Source organism: Deltaproteobacteria bacterium, assembly GCA_016874735.1.
Classification (GTDB): Bacteria; Bdellovibrionota_B; Oligoflexia; order Oligoflexales; family CAIYRB01; genus CAIYRB01.
Map to the genome: position 1 here is coordinate 18,098 of VGTI01000019.1, position 20,732 is coordinate 38,829.

A 20,732-nucleotide genomic window follows, 5' to 3' on the forward strand; every position below is an offset into this window, starting at 1 on the left:
TTAAAAACCTGCACTAATGGACGCTAAATACATATGGCGCGGTGCCACACCAGGATGGTCTCCCAGTTCACGCGTGTAACTGGTCAGCGCTAGGCGGAAGAAGAAGAGATCAACCACGGCCCCCATCGAGGGGTACCCGTTGTAAAATCCAGCCGCTACGCCAAACATCTGCCGAACTGTCACTTTAGTCCCGGCATAGACACGTTTAAATAGAGGCTCACCATACACATTGCCAACGTCACGGTAGTCGACGGCAACATGGATCATGTCGTCACCAGTATGGAGCGTCAGTCCTGTACCCACACTGTTTACCTGTTTCAGTGACTTGGGCGACAAACTATCCCCCGTCAGCCTCGTATTACCGATATCATCGGCCTTGACGGCCAGACTGAAGTCGACCGAACTTCCCTGTAAAAATAGGAGGGCCGCTGCATCAACGCCTGCGCCGCTGTTTTGCGAATAAAGACTCTTCAGGGTGTTTGGGTCGGAATACTTTGTGATTTGTGATTGATCAGCTACATCTGCAGTCACCGACTCCTCACTGGCGAAGAGATACTTCCCAGTAAACCCGAGGTACAAATATGGTAGCGGCACTGGAATGGGCGCGCCCAGGACGAGGCCGTTGTAGCTCTCGGTCTTAATGGCGACCTCTGGTAATCCGGAAGCGCCGTACTGCGACGCGGCAAAGTCGACTTCGAATCGGCTAAAAAAACTACCACCAAAGCTGCGGGTGATAAGGCTCACGGCTTGTCCCCAGCCCAGACGCAGAGGATTTTTCAGTATCAGATCGACTACCTCGGTATTGCCCGCTCCAGATGCTCCGGTATCACCGGATGAACCGCCCGGCAAGAACCTACGAGCGGTATCTACAGACTCCTTGTTTACGAGCAGGTTTGAGGACGAGCCTATCCAGCGAATAAATCCGGATGCAAGCCGCAACAGGGCGGGATTTGAGAACAGCATCCCCTCCTTACTGGCACGCGTTAGCGATGCCCCGCCGGCCGCGAGGTCGAAGGGATCTTGGAAAGCTGGCTCTACCGTCTTGGCCATAATCCGCGGACAAAGTCCCAACATGAGACTCAGCAGCACCAATGCGCCGTAGACGTACGCCCTCAAAAATGCCTCGATGGTGGGGATTTGTCAGACTGGGGTCTAAAAAGATGGCGAGAGAAAGAGATCCATGCATCTCGGTACCTTAATATTACCCCAATCTGACCGCGCTGCGACCGCACTCACACCCAACACACTGAAATAAATGGATTTATTGGATTTATTTAAAGTTTTGACCCAAATCTTCCGATACGTTTGCAAATGAAACCAGGATTTAGAGGATCCTATGCACTCACAAAGTTTGACTATCCGTCGTGACTACTTGGCCTTAGCCTTGATTTTCTGCGGCCTGGTAAACTTGGTCGTCGCCTGCTCAGGCAGTAAGGCACCACCTCCCCCGTCCAAAGGCACCGGCGGCAATGGTGGTACGAGTGGCACTGGCGCTCAGCAGTACGGCAGCGGCTCTGGAGACGAAGACGCTTCTCCCGACACCGCTTCCGAAAAAGAGTCGGGCAGCGGCGGGATGTGGGACAGCACGGATCCCAATTGCAGATCCAAGGACTCTTGCCCCCCGGCAGCCCCGCAGCCACTGCTACTCCAGGGCAGTAGCACATCTGGTCTCACAGGCCAACAAGGCACCAGGCTCACCTGGCGTATCAATGCCGTAGATCAATCGCAGCCAGCGCGTCGCCTGGCAATCTTCCTGAAGGGACTACCAACCGGGTTTAATGTTGAGCCGCCGCACAACCAAAAGATCACCAATGAACTGCAGTTGAGCTACACGCCGCCAGAAGCCGAATCTGGGGCGGTAGAGGTGTTCGTGCGCGATTACGACCGTTGCTTGGTCACCGAGACCGAGAAGGCGTCGTGCCTGAGTACGTTATTCAACCCTGCTTATGACTTCAGGCAGGGGAACTTGAACTACCAGTTCCAGGGGACCACTCCCGCTAACAAGTGCCCGACGAATACTGGACTATTCTCCTCTAAGCCACTGGGTTGTTGATGGATGGTAGCCCATGCGCCTACAGGTGAGTGGGTCAGTTTAAGCTTGTCACCCCACCCCGTCCTAAGCCACTGTCAAAGCAGAGGTGGGGTTAAGAATTGGGCTCTCCACCTGAAGCAACAGGGAGAGGAGGTACCCAATGCTGTTTGGAATCGACCTCGGCGGCACCAAGATAGAGCTCCTGGCAATGCAGCCAGACGGCTCCGAAGTGTTGCGCCACCGCATTGCTACCCCCCGTGGCAGCTACGATGGAATCGTGGGTGCCATCGTCCAATTGATTCAGGAGTCCGAACGCAAATTGGGTGAGAGCGGCTCTATTGGTATCGGCATCCCCGGCACCCACGTAGCCGACACGGGCCTTATCAAAAACGCCAACACTACCGAGCTCAATGGGCGCCCGCTTTGGCAGGATCTCGAACAACGTCTGGGGCGATCCGTACGCATTTCCAACGACGCCAACTGTTTCGCACTGTCTGAAGCCACGGACGGCGCTGCAGCCGGCGAGCCCGTTGTTTTTGGCGTCATCCTAGGTACCGGCTGTGGCGGTGGCCTGGTGGTTCACGGACGCTGTATCGCAGGTCGCAACGGTATCGGTGGCGAATGGGGCCACAACCCGCTGCCACGCCCGACAGCGGCAGATCTACCGGCGCCGCCCTGTTTCTGTGGTCACGTGGGCTGCATCGAGACCTACTGCTCAGGTCCGGCGTTTGCCCGTGACTATAAGGCGGCAACTGGCGATGATCTGAAGCCAGCCGCCATCGTAGCCGCGGCTGAAGCAGGCAACGCTGCGGCCAAAGCCGCTTACGACCGCTTTCTTGAGCGGCTTGCGAAATCACTAGCGCTCGTCATCAATATCGTCGACCCCGACTGCATTGTCATCGGCGGCGGCATGTCTCATCTGCAAAGAATCTACGAAGAAGTGCCTAAACTCTGGCTTGCCCACGTCTTCTCCGATCGCGTCTCGACACGACTGGTGCAAGCTAAACACGGCGATTCCAGTGGTGTGCGCGGCGCCGCCAGACTCTGGAGCTGAGCTGTAAATATTTCGTAAATCGACTTCGGTTTGTTCGTCGCTAGTGACCTTGGTGACTAAGTATGCGATACTGATCGCAGTTTGCCTTGGAGGTAGGTATGGGACTGAGAATCATCGACCGCCACCCCCCGCTCATGGCTGTAGAGGTTAGCGAATCCGACTACCTCGCCGAGCTTGAGGAAGAGAGCAATCATTGGGCGCGGCTTCATGGCTTCACCAGTAGTGAGGCGCAACAGCAGTTGCTGGAAAAACTACGCAACAAGAAAAAGCGCATGCCATCGGCTGAAGAAGTTGAAGGCTGCGCACGCCGCATCCGCGAGCAACTCGCAGCCAGTCGCGAGCTCGGAGCCAAGGCGCACTCCAAGGTTGATATTGCTACGTTGCTCGAGTTGATCTAGAGCAGGCCCAGTCACCATTTACCCATCCCGATCTCATGACCGGCAGCAGCCAGGAAGGGCGGCTATGTCTGAAGAGTCCAAGTCTATCACTGAGAGTATCCTGCGGCTTCTCGTCGGCCGCGCCGATGCCGACCGCGACGACGACACGAGCGATGAAGAGGTCGAAGCCAAGAAGGCTAGGGCGCTGATGTCGGCCCTTTTCGCCCGCGCTGGTAAGGGCAAGGACGAGGTCATCCACATGGTCGCGCGCGAGATAGGCAATGCCGTCGCGGCGATGCTTAAGGAACCATTGGCTCTTTTAGCCAAGAATCAAAAGCTGCAGATTTCCTTTGAATTCGTTCCGAAACAAGGGCATGAACGGGTGGCCGCAGGTAAGGCAAGGCGCGCTCGCTCCCCACGCCGCGCGGCGACGAGGAGACCCAGCCCTGACTCTGAGACTAACAGTTGAGAAAATGGCCTACGGCGCCAAGGGTATAGCCCGGCACGAAGGCAAGGTATATTTCATCGCCGACGCCGTAGTTGGTGACATCATCGAGGGTCAGGTCACGCAGGACCACGGGCGCTACGCTGACGTCGCTATCGACAAGTTGATTGAAGCTAGTCCCTTGCGAGGTCCCGCTGCCTGCCGGTACGCGGGAGACTGCGGTGGCTGCCAGTGGATGGGCATCGCCTACGAAGAGCAGCTCAGCTGGAAACAAAATTTTGTCGTCTCAGCCCTGAGCCGGATCGGCAAATTGCCGGACGGGTTCACGGTAGAGATGATCGGGTCACCAGCAGCCCATGGCTACCGTAACCGCGTTTTGATCCGCCTCCACCATCACGTGGACGGCACGATGAATGTCGGCTACTTTCGCCGTCAAAGCCGCGACCTCGTACCTATCACCGCCTGTGCCATTGCGGCTCCAGCGATAAATCAACTCATCGCCAATTTGCGCAACTTAACTCTGGAGCAGCCAGAGGCTTTCACCGTACGCATGGAAATTCAGGAAATTCCGGCGACGGAGCGCGGCAGTCTCCTAGTAACGGTCTACCCCGGTGACGGTAACCGCGAGACAATTTCTCGGTTTACTGCGCTCGTTGCAGAATTACCTGGAGTGCATTGGGCTGGACTGGTGTTTGATTTAAGAAACGCGCCTAACGTTCACTTTGAATCTGATCTGGATCGCAATTTCGCCACGAAACCGGGTCAATTTCAGCAAGTAAATTTAGAGCTAAACCGCACCCTACGCCGTTTGGTCCTAGACTACGTCGAGAAGGTGAGACCAAGCCGTATCCTGGATGTCTTCTGCGGTAGTGGCAATCTGTCGCTACCTCTGGCCGATGGAACTCGCTACGTCGAAGGTGTTGAGGCTAATCGTGATGCCATAGCTGTAGCCAAACACAACGCGTCAGTGAATCAATTAAGCAATGTGGTTTACTTGACGGGCGACGCCGAAAAGCATCTATGGAAGGTCTCCCGCGGTGGCGAGCAGTTTGACATGGTCATTCTCGATCCCCCACGGCAGGGATTTCCTAAAGGTGTCGTGCCCCTGAAGAACCTCGATCCCCAGTCCATGATTTACGTGAGCTGTGATCCCACAACACTGGCGAGGGATCTCGCCTATTTGTGTCGTGCTGATCACTACATGGTTAAACGCGTGGTGGCCCTGGATTTCTTCCCCAACACGTACCATGTAGAGACCGTCGTATTTCTAGAGAAAAACGAGAACATCCCGGTAACTAGCGACCAATAATGGCTAGCGCTAGTTCGACCCTGCCAAAGGGCGCCGAGAGCTGCAGCCCTTGGACATCACGGCCTAGTTTCCCCACCATCTCACGGGCGATATCGATCCCGATCTTAGTCGCGTCGGCATCCTTGGCCTGCGCCATGCGGTCCATAATGTCGCTCGGAATGACCACACCAGGTACCTCGTTATTCATAAAGACGGCGTTGCGGTAGCTTAGGAGCGGCCATACACCAGCGATGATCGGGATTTTGATGTCTGATTTAGCGATGAAATCGAGAAAACGGTACATCGCCTCCAGATCAAATACCGGTTGCGTGATGGCCCACTCAGCACCAGCTTCAACCTTGTACTTAAAACGCTTCATCTCGTATTCAAAGTCCCGGTGCACAGGATTGACACCGACGCCGATAGAGAGAGCCGTTGGTTGGCCAATGCTCCGCCCGCCCAGATCGATGCCACCATTGAGCCTGTGCACCATGTTGGTGAGACCGATCGCATCGACGTCGAAAACGCCGGTAGCATCAGGATAGCTACCTAGCTTAGGTGGATCACCGGTCACCAGCAGCAGGTTGCGCAGTCCAATGGCGTGAGCGCCGAGCATATCAGACTGCATCCCCAGTAAATTCCTGTCGCGACACGTATAGTGCAGGACAGTCTCAATCTCAGCCCTCTGCTCAATCATCAGCGCCGTCATGATGGCACTCATCCGCGCTGACGCTCGCGGCCCGTCAGGAATATTGACTGCGTCTATCCCGGCAGCCTTGAGACGCGCCGAGTTGGCGACAATTTTATCAGGGCTGACACCCTGGGGCGGCAAGAGTTCTACGGAGTAAACTGGCTCCCCATTTGCTAATTTACGCGCCCAAACACTCTTATCTCGAGCAGGCACACGTGGTGCCTCGACGACATCATTTTGCCGTGCGGGATCTTGTGAGCGCGGCGTAGCGAAAGCGACAAAACGCCCCGTCTCATGACCACTCATCGCTTTGTGATGGCGGATCGCGTTGGCCATGGCCTTAATGTGCTCGGGGGCCGTCCCACAACAGCCACCCACAAATTGCACACCCGCCTGAAGAAAGTCCTTGGCAAACTCTGCCATGTACTCGGGCGTACTCATGTAGATCTGCCGCCCCTCGACATCCTTTGGAAGTCCAGCGTTGGGTTGCAGCGAGATCGGTCGTTTGGTCGTGGCTCTGATCCGGGCAATGGCCGACATCATGGGAGCAGGACCGACCGAACAATTGAGTCCAACGACGTCGACAGCCCACTCGTCAAGCTTCTTCATCGCCCACTCAATGGGTGTACCGATCGGGGTATTGCCATCAGGGTTCATCACGATGTGAGCAATGATGGGCATGTGAGGTGCAACATCGCGCGCAGCGAGGATGGCCTGTTGCAGCTCCGATATATCGGCAAAGGTCTCAAAACATAGGACATCGATGCCACCGGCTACTAGCCCCTCGATCTGCTCGCGAAAGCTCGCCCTGGCCTCGGCGAATGAGGTTGGTCCCCAGGGCTCAATCCGTACACCGAGCGGTCCGACCGATCCCGCCACATAGGCGTGATCTCCAGCCACGTCGCGGGCTATTTTGGCTGCGGCTTCGTTGATCTGGGAGGTCTTGTCGCCCAGATTGTGTCCGGCGAGCTTAAAGCGATTGGCGCCAAAACTGTTAGTCGTCAGGACTTGAGCACCAGCACTCACGTATTCCTGGTAGATCTCCTTAACTAAAGCCGGCGCGGATAGATTGGCATCCTCAAAGCACCGATTAATGAAGATACCCTTGGCGTAGAGCAATGTGCCCATGGCACCGTCAAACAACAAGCTATCGCCAGCCGCGATGATATCTTTAAACGGCTTCATGCCACTTAGCCTCCTCAGACGCGAGATCTAGTCCAAAGGCCGATTGTAGCGTCTCGGGCGACCTTGAAAAGCGTTATTTGACGTGAATCCCATCCCGCTCTAAGGAAAGACGAGATTAAAGGCCCTGAATAGCGACTTTGCCGCTACCGCGCTGACGCCAACTATAAGCTCTCTGTACTAGCTCGTATGGCAATCTAAAGCTGGGATCACGCTCTACCAGGCCGACGAGGAGCGCCAGGGCCTCGGCATAGTGGCGCTGGGCTACCTGAATGCCGGCATTTAAAGCTAGAGTGTCGGCCGTGGCAGTGCTCTCTTGACCACTCGGAGTCGTTTGGCTAGGAACGCAACTCATAGTAGCTGGGTCGGAAGACGCGCACTTAGGGACTGGGGCCATAAATGCAACACTCAGAGGCGGCCAACTCTCCGCCCATTTTGAAGCTTTAAAGGTCGCGGCAATAGTCTGCAAACTCGCTGCATCGGTGGATTTGAAGGAGCCGATGAATTGAGCATGAGCGCGGGCGGCAGGGTCCATAGCGACTTGATCAGCCAGACGCTCCATCTCGGGGAATTTTATCCCCTGAGCCTTCAGGTAGCCAAGTGCCGCGTGAGCGCGCAGCCACTCGTTCGTGTGCAGCGGGCGTTCTCGTTTCATCACCGACGCTGCGGCGCGGTCGTAGGCGACCAAGCTGTCATATTCGGCCAAAAAAACCGCACTGAGAAGGTAGGCCGTGCCCCATCCCGGCGCTGGCGAGACTTTGACCGTATTTGGGGTGACCGTATCAGAGGCGACCGTATCAGATGCAACCGCAGGGGAGGCTTCAGCATCTTGATGCGGCATCAACAGAGCGCCAACAAGAGTGAGCATGCCGGCGATGAACTTAGTACGACGGCGACGCCAGAGCCCAGAACTGAGGATCATACCGATCACCGGTGTCGCCGCTAATATTACCCAGCCTAGGGACGTCGTATCGTCAGGTCTAGATCCAACGACACCACAAGAAAGACTCTTAGTGATACCGGTAGCGTGTAGAACGCCGCCGCCCTTATCCTTGGATGCGGACGGCAAGTCCGCAGCGGCGAGGGCTCCTGCTGCCTGATGCTCAAGTTTTGATGTATTAAAGTTTAGGAAGGCATCAACAAAACCAATACTTGTCGCCACATTGACAGTCTCGGTCTGACCGTTATCGTTGATTTTAATCCCACCCCAGTTTACGCCGATGAGCTGACCAGTTGCGGCGTCTATTAAACCAGAGCCACTAGAACCATGTGTCAAATCACAGGTGTGTTTGATACTGAACGGCAGCGAACGATCAAACTGCCAATGACCGATCGGAAAATTACCGATTATCTTACAACGTTCGCGCGTCACCTGAGCTAGCGGAAGTTTCGGTCCACCGTCGGGTGATGCGACCTTGGCTGATTTGATGTCAGGGTAGTGCACGATTAACGCCTGACGGCCGGCTAAGTTAGTATTGGGATCGGCGAGACTAAGTGGTTGGAACTGGTCAGGTACCTTGGAAGCTAGACGAAACACTGATAGATCACCGTCCAGGGTGGTTCTCAAACTCCCCGGCAAGCATTCCGTGATCGTACTGCTTTCGGACTGTCCGGCAAAAAAACCAAGATAAACCTTGGTCTTAATGCAGGCCTCCGGTAGCAGCTCTTGAATTGCTATGCCTTCGCTATCGACCTCGGCAAAGCAGTGGTGATTGGCCACCACCCGCAGATTACCACCGACTAGATCCGACGGGATCAGGGTACCAGAGCAAAACTTTACTTCCGATGGCCCCAGCCGGGTCGAAATAAGGACGGAAGCATTGAGTACGCGAGGATCAATCTCAGATTGCTCCCGCGGCGTAATAACGGAAATTAAACTTTGTGGCCCAAGGATATAGGCAGTCGTGCTTATCGAGAGTGGCTTCTTTTTACACGCTACGGCAGAAGCCAAGAGTAAGGAGACGACTATCAGCTTGAAGGTCCTAGGCACACTTACCTCCCCAAATATAGTCCTAGGGTATCATGGTTCCTCAGATTCTCCCTCGGCACCAGTCATAAGTATCGCAGCATCCTGCTCATCAGCGCTGGGTGCAGGATCGGAAGCTAGGCGTGCACGCTCGTCCATCGCTTTTTGCCCTGACAGTGACCGCAGCACAATTTGCGCCCGATTCTTCAAGCTCTGATCGCGGTTGTGGGAGTTCTTAATAACCGCCACCAGGTAGGATTGCGCCTTGGCCTTATCATGAAAGCCGTTCTTGTAGACCAGAGCTAAGTTATACTGAGCGGCAGGGTTCTCTGGATGCTTCTTGAGCACGTCTTTGAAAACAGCGGCAGCCTCCCTAAATTCACCCGAGCGGGCCAGCGCCCGACCGTAACCTATTTGAGCCGCAGTACATGCCCCGCAGCGCTCAGCTACGGTTTTAAACACGGTCGCCGCACCGCGCGCGTTTCCTAACTCAAGTTGCAAACTACCGAGATTGAGGCCAGCAGCAATCTGCATGGGATCGTTATCCATCGCCTTTTGAAAGTAGTCTTGAGCCAACCTGTAATCATTCATCGTCGTCTTGTGCGCTAGCATTGCGGCCATGCCTTTGACGTTAAGCGCAAAGGAGTTACCTGGTTGAACCTGTTCCAGCTGCGCAGCATAGTAGGCAGCAAGATCGTACTGATGACTCATCGTGAGGGCCGCCGCCAGCATCGTTAATGCCCCAGGATCGCCGGGCGTACGGGCAAGTTTTGCCTTAGCCATGTTGACTACCAGCTCAGGCTCACCAGTTGCCAGGGCAGCCTGCGCCCGCGGCATCATGGCCTTGGCCTGGCGCTGATCTAACCAATAATTTCTTGGGTGTGGTGCTAGGAGCGGATCACGGGCACCGATCTGACTGACCACGCCACTGCGTGCCACGGATGACTGCGGCATCACACCGCCCTCGCCAGCCGCACCGTATTGCGACGAGGTTGTGATACATCCAGCCAGCGAGAGGCTGGCAGTGACCAATGGAACCAGCCGCATTTTGACGATTAACTTACCTAAATAATTATTCATGGCCAGCTCCTTCATCGACGGACCACTGCACAAATCCATTACCAGTTGAGCCACTGACACGGTCACTCTGCCAATCACCTGCCGCCTGCCATAGAACGGCCTGTGTCGTATCTGGATCGCTATGGCCGTTTTGAACCATAGCCAAAGCTTTGGCGTCAGACTGCTGAGCCGTACTGGTCACATCGCTCATAATCGCAGCCTGCTGAGACTTGAAGCGTGACACCACTTCTGGTGCCAAACTATCCTGTATCGATATGTCCTGAACATGCTCAGCAAAAGTCGCCGAGAGTTGCGAGAGCTTCATCATAGCTAGTGGGCAAAAGCTGGTGCTCCCAACATCACAGACGGCATTGTAAGCTTGGCGCACGGAACGGTAGGTACCATAATGTGACTTCAAAGTGGCTAGAGGATCCCGTAGCTCAAGATTATTAAAGCTTTTGATTGGGTCCTTGCTGCGTGCATTGGCTAAGATAAACCTAGTGCCTGCGAGTGACTCTTGTGCAATCTGACCAGAAAGTCCTTGCAGCTCACGCTCTATAGTTTGAACTTCCGCGAATTTACCCTGACTAGCCGCAACCTGCGCTCTGACTGCTAGCGCCGACGCTTTGCCGTCATCCCCAACATCACCAGTACTGGCGATCTGTTTTGCCGTAGCGGCTGCGCGAACCATAGATCCACTGCGGCGCTCGATCTCCATGATTTGTACCAGTGCAGCTGACTTGGTTTGACTATCAGTGGCGTTTGCGACTGTAGCGTGTAGCACACTCAATGCACTGGCGTAATGGCCAAGTCCTACGTGTAGCGATGTCAGCTGATCCCGAATCTTTTGCGACTCCTGATCTTTTGCAAATTTAGCGAGAAAGCGCTCATAAAAATGTGCAGCCTGCTCCTCTAGGGCCATATTTTGTGACCATTCGCCACCGTTTAACATCGCTTGCCGGTAGTACCTTGACGTAGCAAATCGCTTGTCGAACGCCACCAGAGTGTTGATGGCCGCCGTATGCTCACCAGCACCGCGGTAGGCTGACGACAGGAGAAACATCGCTTCATCGCAGCGTTTGAATCTCGGAAACTGTTTAACCACTTCGATCAACTTTTTCGTGGCGTCCTTATATTTTGATTCGCCGATGGCACCCTTACCTTGCTCGAGCAAGGCTAGGGCGAGGTGATCGGACGTGTCGATGGGCTTGCCGTGGTGAACAGCTGCAATTTTATGTTCCCGTACGAACCGCGCCATCTTCTCTAGTTCAGGCCAGTTTTGATCACCGGCGTATGCACTCAACATGTGGCCTGCTGCGTTGCCGGCATGTACGCCAGCTGGCTGGGACTTCAGTTGATCCTGCCAAAGCGTGTACGCATCGTCGCGACGCCCAAGGTCTACCATGAGTAAGCCCTGATGAGCCGCAATTTCCCAGCTCTTCTGCTGACCATTGCCAGATAGTTGCTGATAAAGACTCAGCAGCTCAGTCCGCGCATCTTCGTGCCCGTGTTTGGAGTCGTTCCAAGGCACTGTAAGTGGCCACGATGCGAGGATACTCTGAGCCCTAATAGCGGCAACCATGTAGGAAGTGCGGCTACCCTCTTGGGCACTCGCAGCTAGCTCCTTATAGATAGCTACGGCCTCAGCGTACTGCTGACTTTTTTCGTAGAGCCCGGCCATTTTGGATTTAACACTTATCGATTCGCCGTCATCGGCCATTGACTTCAGGAGGCGATGAGCCATGGCGATGGCTTCGGCGCGATCGCGACGACTCGCTTTCTGACTCGCAGCACGAGTCATCGTGCCGAGGACAAATTGCTTGTGACGCTGAACCACCTCAGATGCGACAGACTTAGCTCGCGCCTCGTTACCGGACCCAAGTAACGATGGGTCCAAATAGTCCTTCTCCAGGGCAATCAACTGTGACTCATAAATGCCAGGTTTGTTGCTTTGCTCGCCCATGAGACGAGCCAAGTGCAGCGCCCGCATATCAAAATCAGCTCGTATCACCGACCCTGAGGCGCCTGCAGTCAGTGCTTTGTATTTACGCAGTGCCGATTTGTAGTCCCTTGATTGTGCGTCAGCGATAGCTGACCTCTCAATCAGAGCTCTTCCTAAATTATCGTCACGTAGGAGACTTAAGCGAAAAGGCGGCTTAGCCCAATCAATCTTCGCTCCCTCAGCCATGCGCCAAAGGGAAATCGCATAGTGACCGGCTGCGATGCGATCAGCTTCGTCAAGGGATTGAGCACTCTGCAAGGCGCCCGCGAGTTGTGAGCGATAGGCCATGTTGGCGCCACCAAGGCGCGCACCGCCGGCTGTGAAACCAGCAGTGTGCCGGGCTAGCTGCAATTTCAGAGCTACCCTAGATTTCGTATCTACGGACGAGAGAGCAGCCCGCAGTTTTCCAGCTGCCGCGATGCGTGTGTTTTGAGCGCGCTGATCGAGGTCACGGAGCGCCACTAAGACTGAGTCTTGATGCTGAGATTGTAGCGACCGCAGCACTCCGGCCATAAAAGGCAACGACAGTTTCTTTTCTGGTAAGGAAACAATCGGTGCCATACCTTGCGCCGCAAAACTTTGTTCCGAGACGGCCTCACCGACCTCTACTGAACTTGTAGCAGCGATTCCGATCACTAGTCCGACAACAGCTTTTATTAGATTCCACTTGTAACGCACAGCAACCTCACATAGCCAACCATAGTTCGCACCGAGAGCTGCAAGAGCCGTACCCACGTCAAACCAGTCATAATAGGCATTAGTTTCGAGGTATTCGGAGCCAGGCATCAACAAGCTCCAGCTTATTTCTCTGGCGCCTGTCAACTTTGTTGACACTCGACCAGTGCGCCAAGCCACTCACCAGTTATCCGCAGATTTTGGTCATATCGCAAAAAATAGTCATATTGACCGTGAAAATAATGATCTGAGATCCACCATTCGATCGAGTTAACTAGTGGGAGAGAGTTCAAATCAGAGTGTCCCCTAAATTACGGCGCAGCAACTGCCGATGACGTCGTTGGAGGGTAAGGTTTGGAACGTTTGAAGAAAATTCTACGCACAGCTCTCGCTGAACAAGCGATCAGCATCAGCTTGGTGAGTGGGCGCGAGCCAGAGCTCGTCACCGCAGCAGGCGTAGCTACACTACCGGGCGAACCAAAACTGACTGATGACTACCTGCAAAATCTCAAATCCTATCTTTTTAACAGCGTTCAAACGTCAAACCCGGCGGCAGGTCTGCTCGGCAGCTCACTACAAATTGCCAACGTCGGGCGCATCCAGCTCATCGCCAGAACCAAAGGCGCTCAAGCGATCCACTTATACTTACCGCCCGCTGGACAAGGTGCATTCGACCGCGATTGGCAGCAGTATAGTAAGCCCGAACCAGACAGCGCTGAGATTAGTTTCGGATCGCTGGAAACCTCAGATCTGAACCCCTTCTTGCAGCCCACAGAACCCGATCTTGGCGACAGTGGGTTCATTCCTGCTGGACTTATGGGGAGCCAACCCAGTGTTGCGCCCGTGACGGCAAAGGCAGCAGTGGCACTCAGCTCTCAGGCGTCCGTTGCAAAATCTAACGTACAGCAAACACAACAGCCACAGTTTACAATTCAGCAGGCCCAACAGGCCCAACAGATTCAACATGTGGTGGGACATAGCGCAGCCGTCGCGGTGCAGAGCAACAACCTACTGCGCATGCAAGCCGAGGAGCACACGGGCACGGGATCGCATCCCCATGCGACCGGATCGGGACTCCACAGCCAAGTAACCGGTTCCAGGTCGGTGGTGAAAGAACCACAGAGCATCGAGTTAAGCTACGGGCCGTTGATGATCGGAGATGCCGGCATTAGTGACGGGCGTAATCGTATCGATCAGGTGCTTGCAGAGCTGGTAAAGCGCAAGGGAAGCGACTTGCATATGACCTGCGGTGAGCCGCTCTGTTTCCGCATCGACGGTGAAATCACCCGCATCACGCTAACGCCAAGCTCGCCAGCTGATGTTGAGGCTTACCTGGCACCAATTATTCCCAAACGCAATTTAGCGGAGCTTGCATCGAGTAACGATACCGACTTTGCTTACGAGATTCGTAATGTTGGTCGCTTCCGTGTAAACGTCTTTAGAGACAAGAACGGCATTGGCAGCGTTATGCGTCACATTCCGTCGCAAATTCTCACGGCCGAGCAGCTGAACTTACCACCGGCGATTACTAAGTTCTGTGGGCTCACCAAAGGCTTGGTCCTAGTAACAGGACCTACTGGTAGCGGTAAGTCGACGACCTTGGCAGCAATGATCGATCTGATCAACAAAAAGAGACCTGACCACATACTGACTATCGAAGACCCGATCGAATTTGTCCATCCGCAGCAAAAAGCGTTAGTCAATCAGCGCGAAGTCCATCGGCACACTGCGTCATTTTCACGAGCACTCAAAGCAGCCTTACGCGAGGATCCTGACATCGTGCTTATTGGTGAGATGCGCGATTTAGAGACTGTGGCAATCGCTATTGAAACGGCCGAAACGGGGCACTTGGTGTTTGGCACCCTACATACGAATACAGCAGTATCGACGATCGATCGGATCATCGACCAATTCCCAACTGATAGACAGCAGCAAATCCGCATGATGCTTTCGTCTTCGCTCAAAGGTGTCGTCGCTCAAACCTTACTCCGTAAAAAGAGCGGTGGCCGCGTTGCAGCTCACGAGATTCTGGTCACCAGTGACGCCGTGTGCGCGATGATCCGTGAAGGCAAGAATCACATGATCGCCAACCACATGCAGACACAAAAACAGGACGGCAACATTCTACTGAATGAATCGCTCTTTAAGCTCGTCCGTGAAGGCACAGTCGATGCCGAAGATGCCCTACGTAAAGCAGTCGACAAAAACGGTCTCGCCGACATGATGCGCCGTGCGGGCATTAACGTGGGCAGCCCCGCTATCGCGACGAATGCAGGCACACCACCGACACCACCGCCGCGGCCACCGGGGACGCCAAGTCGATGATTGATAAATAAAAATTATAATTTATCTCATAAAATTCTTGTTTTTAATCTAAAGACTTGCGCTAGGCTTAACACCGTCTTAACATAAGATTTACCTATACTTTCAGATAAATAAGACTTCTTTAATTGCCAAAATCACTTGTTTTTGTTTACAAGCCTCGGCGATTGGAGCTGATATCTCATCTACGAAGGACGACCACATGAAAGCACGACACATCATTTCCTCAGCACTCATTCTTATGTCTACGGCAGCTGCCGCAGGCCCCACCTTTGACCGCAGCACCTGGACCAGCTGGAGCGGTAAATGGACCGGTGACTTCTGGACCCCGGGCAACTTTGGTACGAGCCAGTACATGACTTGCGTGGGCGTCGATGGTTCTGACGGCTCTCCTGAATACTGGGCCGCTGGCATGGGCGACGATGCCGCTCGCAACGCTTACCAGCAGACTCTCGATTGGGTAAACGTAGCGGACCGCAATGTTGCATACATCGAAGTTCACTGCGGATACTGATCATTATTCCGCGTTTCCCAGGTGAGGGCACCCAGTCCGCTAGCAGCGGATCAAGTGCCCTCGCCTTTTTCCTGATCATCTAGTCATACCGCACAGATTGCCGCTAGTTGATGGCACTGATACAATAAAACTGTTTATAGCGGGGAATGACGTCGATGGGCTTTTCGATCATAGTTCCTGTTAAAGAGATCAACGCCTACATCCACGAATCCGTCCCGATCACACTCAGGCTCGATTACGATGATTTTGAAATCATCATCCTACCCAATGACCCGGTGGATGTTGCGAAGCTACCGGAATACCTAAGACACCCTAAGGTGCGTATCATCGCCTCAGGCCGCGTTAGCCCAGCGATCAAAAGGGATATCGGAGCACGCGCCAGTAGCTATGATTATCTCGCTTTCCTCGACGATGACGCCTATCCACGTAGCGACTGGCTCAGGGTCGCCGAGGCCACCTTTACTAGTCATCAAGTCGAGGCCCTTGGTGGCCCAGGAGTCACTCCTACGGACAGTTCTCTCGGAGAGCAGGCTTCGGGTCTTTTTTATGAATCTTTGATAGGGGGAGGTGGCCTCACCTATCGTTATAGGTCTGGCGCCAGCTCATTTTTTGTCGATGACTACCCCACGGTCAATTTGGTCGTAAAAAAGGCGGCATTTAACGCCGTTGGTGGATTTGACAACAACTACTGGCCAGGGGAAGACACAAAATTCTGCCTGGATTTAGTGAATGCCGGTTTTAAGATCCTCTATGTGCCAAATTTAGTGGTCTGGCACCATCGCCGGCAACTGCTATTCCCGCACTTAAAGCAAGTGGGTGGATACGGGAAACACAGGGGATATTTTGTCCGGATTTTCCCCCAAACCTCCCGCCGCATCACGTACTTTGTCCCTAGTATATTCGCTATTGGTAACGTGGTGCTTCTCGTTTTATCTCTACTCTCACCGTTCGTGGCCAAAATTTGGCTAGCCGGGCTATCCCTTTATCTACTCGCCAGTGTCATCGACATTTTTCTCCGCACCCGCAGTCTGGTGCTCGGTATCCTAACCAGCTTCGTCACCTACTGTTCCCACATGACCTATGGGTTCATGTTTATTCGAGGTCTCACATCGACCTCGCATTTCCGTAGTCAGCTCAGATGAGATGTCAGATGGCACCAATGAATCAAGGAGCACTTATGCGATCCGGCTTACATAAAGTGATCGGTGTCGATCTCCTTACCGATCTCACCTACATGCTACGCCTCGAGCGAAACGACATGAGTTTTGTGCCTGGACAGTGTTTTAATCTCGGCATTCCTGATACGGCTGTCAACCGCGAGTATTCCTCCTACTCTGGTATCTATGATGATGAGTTACAGTTCCTGATTCGCCAGGTAGAGGGCGGTCAGGTCAGTCCTAAATTCAGAAGTTTACGCGCCGGGGATATGGTTGAAGTAGATGGTGCTTACGGCATGTTCGTCATTGACCAAGATTTGGTCAAAACCCGCAAATTTTACTTTATTGCTACAGGAACTGGTATCGCGCCTTTTCATTGCTTTGCAAAATCGTTTCGCGACCTCGACTACCAATTGATTCATGGTACGCGTTATGCCAACGAATGTTACCACCGACAAGACTACGAACAAGGTCGCTACATCAATTGCGCCACTACCGAAAATAGCGGCGATTTTCACGGCCGCGTCACCGACTACTTAAAAATCAACCCGCCACCTATTGATGCCATGTTCTATCTGTGTGGTAACCGTAATATGATCAACGATGCCTATGACCTACTCAGGTCACGCGGCATATCTAGCAGTCAAATCATTACCGAAGTTTTCTTTTAAAAGCTTTTCTGACAAAGGAGTGACCGTGAAGGTTGCTATATCGTATCCGCCTATAGTTAATGACCGTGGTCAAAAAGCCATGGTGTCACAAAACCGCAATGTCCAGTTCTTTAAGACTCCAACATATCTACTACCGGTGGTCCATGGACAGGCGGCCACATGGCTTAAAAATCTCGGATTCGAGGTCATTTGGGATGATGGCAATGCACAGCTTAAGTCCTATGATCAGTGGTATCAAAATTTAGTTGCTATGACGCCTGACGTGGTCGTGTTTGAGAGCACCACTCCCGTCATGAACTTTTACTGGCGCACGACTGCCGCACTGAAGAAGGATTTGCCTGGCACCATCTTCATTATGACCGGCTACCATTCCATGCGCCGCCCTGAAGAGACTTTGGAGGAAGCTCCGTTTGACATAGTCCTGCGCAGTAATCACGTGGATTTTGTTTTATCAAAACTGATTCCCGTCATTGCCGCCAACGCAGACTGGCGGCAAAGTTGTGACATCGAAGGCCTGGTGATCAGAGATGCCAACGGTAAGTTTCGTTCCACGGGACACTTTCGCCAAGTAGAACCGCTTGAGCGTTCCCCCATCATCGACCGGGACCTCGTGCAATGGCGTAATTATGCCTACGAGAACGGTAACTATCTGCAGACTCCTGGAACCTATGCGACCAGTGTCGTGCGTGACTGCATGTTTGGTAAGTGTACATTTTGCCGCTACAACGGACCGGATCTCACCTTCTCTATGTTGCCCGTGGAGAAGAGTCTTGATGAGTACGAACGCCTGATCAATGACTACGGGGTCAAGGAGATATTCGACGATTCAGGTGTCTGGTACCGCGGTAAGGAAGCCCGCGAGTTTGCCGAAGGCATTATCAAGCGTGGTCTGCACAAGAAGGGCTGTTACTTTGGCTTCAACACGCGATTTGAATATCTCGACAAAGACACGATTGAACTCCTCGCTAAAGCCAACTTCCGTTTCGTGCTCATTGGCCTTGAAGCTGCCGACGAGGAGACCCTAGTAAAGCTCAATAAGGGCTACCAGCTCCAGCACGTGGAACGGAGCCTCAAGTGGATGAGTGACGCTGGTCTTCACCCCCATTTAACGATCATGGTCGGTTACTACTGGCAAACACGCGAGCAGCTCCGTCAGACTGTCGACTTCGTCAAAAGTCTAATGTTCCGTGGCCTCGCGCGCACCATGCAGGTGACCCTTTGCACGCCGCTCGACTTTACACCGTACCATCAAGAGTGCATCAGCAAAGACGTGCTACTCACCAAGAACTACGACGATTTCGACATGAGTAAGCTCATAGTCAAGACACCCATTCCTCATAGCGAATATTACGATGCCGTCAAGGAACTCTACGGCATCGCCTTTCACCCGCGGTTTCTCCTACGTCAAGCACAGTATCTACTCACGTTTCGCAGGCGCGATTGGCAGTTTCTATTCACCTACGGGATTCGCGCTATTCGTCGCGTGCGCAACCACATCTTCAACCTGACCAGCGCTGATGCCGGACCAAAGCAAGCGACACTCCACCCACCCACCGGTAACTCACTCACCTAACCAGATTGGTGTTGCAGGATTTAGACTAGCCTCTAATACTAAAATAGCTGTAAATCTAAGCCAAAGCTGAGCTACCGTCAGAGTCGCTCATGGACGATCCGATCACAGTGCAATGGCCCTGGTACGGCGTAGTGTTCGTGACATTTTTTGACGCGTCTGCGGGCGCTTAGAGTTACATCGGGGATTGTCAGGTTTGCTGTCTACCATTAAGACGCCCTCGCCACTGTCGCACCTACGGAAGCATCTGCCTGGGCGGTTGATGAGCGTGGTGACTGCGATCTGAATTACCAGACGAGGCGCAATTACCATTTCGACTTCCTACTGTTTGAGATATAGATCGACGGTTAACACGTTTCAAAAGCTGCACCTTAACTGGTGGTTAACGGAAGAGAATCGTATGACCGATTTACTAGCCGCTCGGCTACAAATGGCACTCAGCCTAGGGTTTCACATAATCTTTGCTGCAATCGGTGTTGCGATGCCGGTACTAATGGCGACTTCGTATCGGGAGTATTTACGCACGGGCAACGCAGAGGCCAAGCAATTGACAAAGGCCTGGTCCAAAGGTGTAGCGATTTTTTTCGCTGTGGGAGCAGTTTCTGGGACAGCCTTATCGTTTGAATTAGGTCTCCTTTGGCCTGGATTCATGAAGTATGCTGGTCCAATTATTGGTATGCCTTTTTCATGGGAGGGCACTGCTTTTTTTCTCGAAGCGATTGCTCTTGGTATCTTCCTATATGGTTGGGATAAGCTGCAGCCTAAGCTGCATTGGCTCAGTGCCGTCGCCGTGGGCATTGCCGGAATTACTTCCGCTATGTTTGTAATATGTGCCAACGGATGGATGAACAGCCCTGCCGGATTTACTTGGAATGGAGGGCAGCCAACCGATGTTGATCCATGGGCCGCAATGTTTAATGATGCTGCCTTTTTACAGGGTCTACATATGGTTATAGCCTCGTTCCAAGCGGTTGGATGTGCAGTTGCTGGCTGCCATGCTTGGCTGTATCTAAAGCGAAAGCATAGGATCCATGAAAAGGGGCTAAAGATTGCATTTGTGGTCGCCGCCTTCAGCTCAATAGCTCAACCAATCCTTGGCGATCTATCTGCCAAAAGTGTCGCTAAACGCCAACCGGCTAAACTTGCCGCGATGGAGGCACATTTTGAAACGTCGAGAGGCGCTCCGCTTCTTTTAGGTGGCTTACCCGACGAAGTAGCCGGCGAAACACGGTATGCCATAAAGGTCCCCAAAATGCTGAGTATGCTTGCATACGGTGATTTCGAGGCCGAAGTTAAGGGGCTTAATGATTTCCCCGCTACTGAAAGGCCCCCGGTAGCGGTCACTCACATTGCTTTTCAAATAATGGTTGCAATCGGCACACTACTCGCAGGAGTCGGGGTCATCGGGTTGTGGCTTCTCAAATACCGACCAAAAGGGTTCATGAATCCATTATGGCTAAAGATATTAGTTTTTCTGACCCCAACAGGATTTATCGCGATTGAGGCCGGTTGGATCGTTACCGAGGTAGGACGGCAGCCTTGGATAATTTATGGGTACCTGCGAACAGCTGACGCTTTGACCCGAAGACCTGGTGTGACTTACACACTCGCGTTGTACGCTGCCCTTTACTCCATCCTAACCATAGTAGTGGCCGTACTTTTAACACGGCAATTTAGCCTTCTCGATCGCGATCTTAGTACTAGCGATTCAGCTAAGGAGTGAACGT

The 20,732-nt window shown here is 53.3% G+C and carries 16 protein-coding genes; 11 read left to right on the forward strand and 5 right to left on the reverse strand.

What is annotated here, in order from left to right:
- Positions 1-1,116: a hypothetical protein gene (locus tag FJ146_09815; protein MBM4252256.1), complete on the reverse strand. Its 1,116-nt coding sequence runs from the start codon at positions 1,114-1,116 to the stop codon at positions 1-3.
- Between the two features lie 220 nt (positions 1,117-1,336).
- On the opposite strand from FJ146_09815, the gene FJ146_09820 reads away from it, so the two are divergent.
- The 5 genes from FJ146_09820 to FJ146_09840 all read left to right on the forward strand — a co-directional run bounded on the left by FJ146_09820 (position 1,337) and on the right by FJ146_09840 (position 5,217).
- The gene (locus FJ146_09820) at positions 1,337-2,053 is read left to right on the forward strand and encodes a hypothetical protein (GenBank protein MBM4252257.1); all 717 of its coding nucleotides are present in this window, start codon (positions 1,337-1,339) and stop codon (positions 2,051-2,053) included.
- A gap of 139 nt (positions 2,054-2,192) precedes the next feature.
- On the forward strand, positions 2,193-3,086 hold the full coding sequence (locus FJ146_09825) for an ROK family protein (protein ID MBM4252258.1): 894 nt from the start codon (positions 2,193-2,195) through the stop codon (positions 3,084-3,086).
- A 98-nt stretch (positions 3,087-3,184) separates the two neighbouring features.
- Positions 3,185-3,484 (forward strand): hypothetical protein, encoded by a 300-nt coding sequence (locus FJ146_09830; protein MBM4252259.1) that lies wholly within the window; start codon positions 3,185-3,187, stop codon positions 3,482-3,484.
- Between the two features lie 64 nt (positions 3,485-3,548).
- Complete coding sequence (locus FJ146_09835) at positions 3,549-3,932, forward strand: hypothetical protein (GenBank protein ID MBM4252260.1); 384 nt, start codon at positions 3,549-3,551, stop codon at positions 3,930-3,932.
- Positions 3,838-5,217 (forward strand): class I SAM-dependent RNA methyltransferase, encoded by a 1,380-nt coding sequence (locus FJ146_09840; protein ID MBM4252261.1) that lies wholly within the window; start codon positions 3,838-3,840, stop codon positions 5,215-5,217. Before FJ146_09835 ends, FJ146_09840 begins: the two co-directional genes overlap by 95 nt.
- On the opposite strand, the gene FJ146_09845 is transcribed toward FJ146_09840, so the two are convergent.
- The 4 genes from FJ146_09845 to FJ146_09860 all read right to left on the reverse strand — a co-directional run bounded on the left by FJ146_09845 (position 5,204) and on the right by FJ146_09860 (position 12,882).
- The gene (locus FJ146_09845; protein ID MBM4252262.1) at positions 5,204-7,072 is read right to left on the reverse strand and encodes a bifunctional homocysteine S-methyltransferase/methylenetetrahydrofolate reductase; all 1,869 of its coding nucleotides are present in this window, start codon (positions 7,070-7,072) and stop codon (positions 5,204-5,206) included. The two genes, FJ146_09840 and FJ146_09845, sit on opposite strands and share 14 nt — an antisense overlap.
- A 115-nt stretch (positions 7,073-7,187) precedes the next feature.
- Complete coding sequence (locus FJ146_09850; GenBank protein ID MBM4252263.1) at positions 7,188-9,077, reverse strand: trypsin-like peptidase domain-containing protein; 1,890 nt, start codon at positions 9,075-9,077, stop codon at positions 7,188-7,190.
- A gap of 12 nt (positions 9,078-9,089) precedes the next feature.
- Positions 9,090-10,169, reverse strand: a complete 1,080-nt coding sequence (locus FJ146_09855; protein ID MBM4252264.1) for a tetratricopeptide repeat protein — start codon at positions 10,167-10,169, stop codon at positions 9,090-9,092.
- A complete protein-coding gene (locus tag FJ146_09860) occupies positions 10,108-12,882 on the reverse strand; it encodes a hypothetical protein (protein MBM4252265.1) in 2,775 nt (924 codons plus the stop codon). Before FJ146_09860 ends, FJ146_09855 begins: the two co-directional genes overlap by 62 nt.
- A 1,038-nt stretch (positions 12,883-13,920) precedes the next feature.
- Between FJ146_09860 and FJ146_09865 the strand changes: the two genes are divergently transcribed.
- From FJ146_09865 to FJ146_09890, 6 genes are all read left to right on the forward strand, one after another.
- Positions 13,921-15,096 carry a type IV pilus twitching motility protein PilT gene (locus FJ146_09865; protein ID MBM4252266.1) on the forward strand — a complete coding sequence of 392 codons (1,176 nt, stop codon included), beginning with the start codon at positions 13,921-13,923 and terminating at the stop codon, positions 15,094-15,096.
- A 199-nt stretch (positions 15,097-15,295) separates the two neighbouring features.
- A complete protein-coding gene (locus FJ146_09870) occupies positions 15,296-15,607 on the forward strand; it encodes a hypothetical protein (GenBank protein ID MBM4252267.1) in 312 nt (103 codons plus the stop codon).
- Between the two features lie 146 nt (positions 15,608-15,753).
- Entirely contained in the window at positions 15,754-16,749 is a 996-nt protein-coding gene (locus FJ146_09875) for a glycosyltransferase (GenBank protein MBM4252268.1), read from the forward strand.
- The gene (locus FJ146_09880; protein ID MBM4252269.1) at positions 16,746-17,435 is read left to right on the forward strand and encodes an oxidoreductase; all 690 of its coding nucleotides are present in this window, start codon (positions 16,746-16,748) and stop codon (positions 17,433-17,435) included. Before FJ146_09875 ends, FJ146_09880 begins: the two co-directional genes overlap by 4 nt.
- The gene (locus tag FJ146_09885; protein ID MBM4252270.1) at positions 17,368-19,008 is read left to right on the forward strand and encodes a B12-binding domain-containing radical SAM protein; all 1,641 of its coding nucleotides are present in this window, start codon (positions 17,368-17,370) and stop codon (positions 19,006-19,008) included. The genes FJ146_09880 and FJ146_09885 overlap by 68 nt, the downstream gene beginning before the upstream one ends.
- A gap of 397 nt (positions 19,009-19,405) precedes the next feature.
- Positions 19,406-20,728 (forward strand): cytochrome ubiquinol oxidase subunit I, encoded by a 1,323-nt coding sequence (locus FJ146_09890; protein ID MBM4252271.1) that lies wholly within the window; start codon positions 19,406-19,408, stop codon positions 20,726-20,728.
- Positions 20,729-20,732 lie beyond the last annotated feature (4 nt).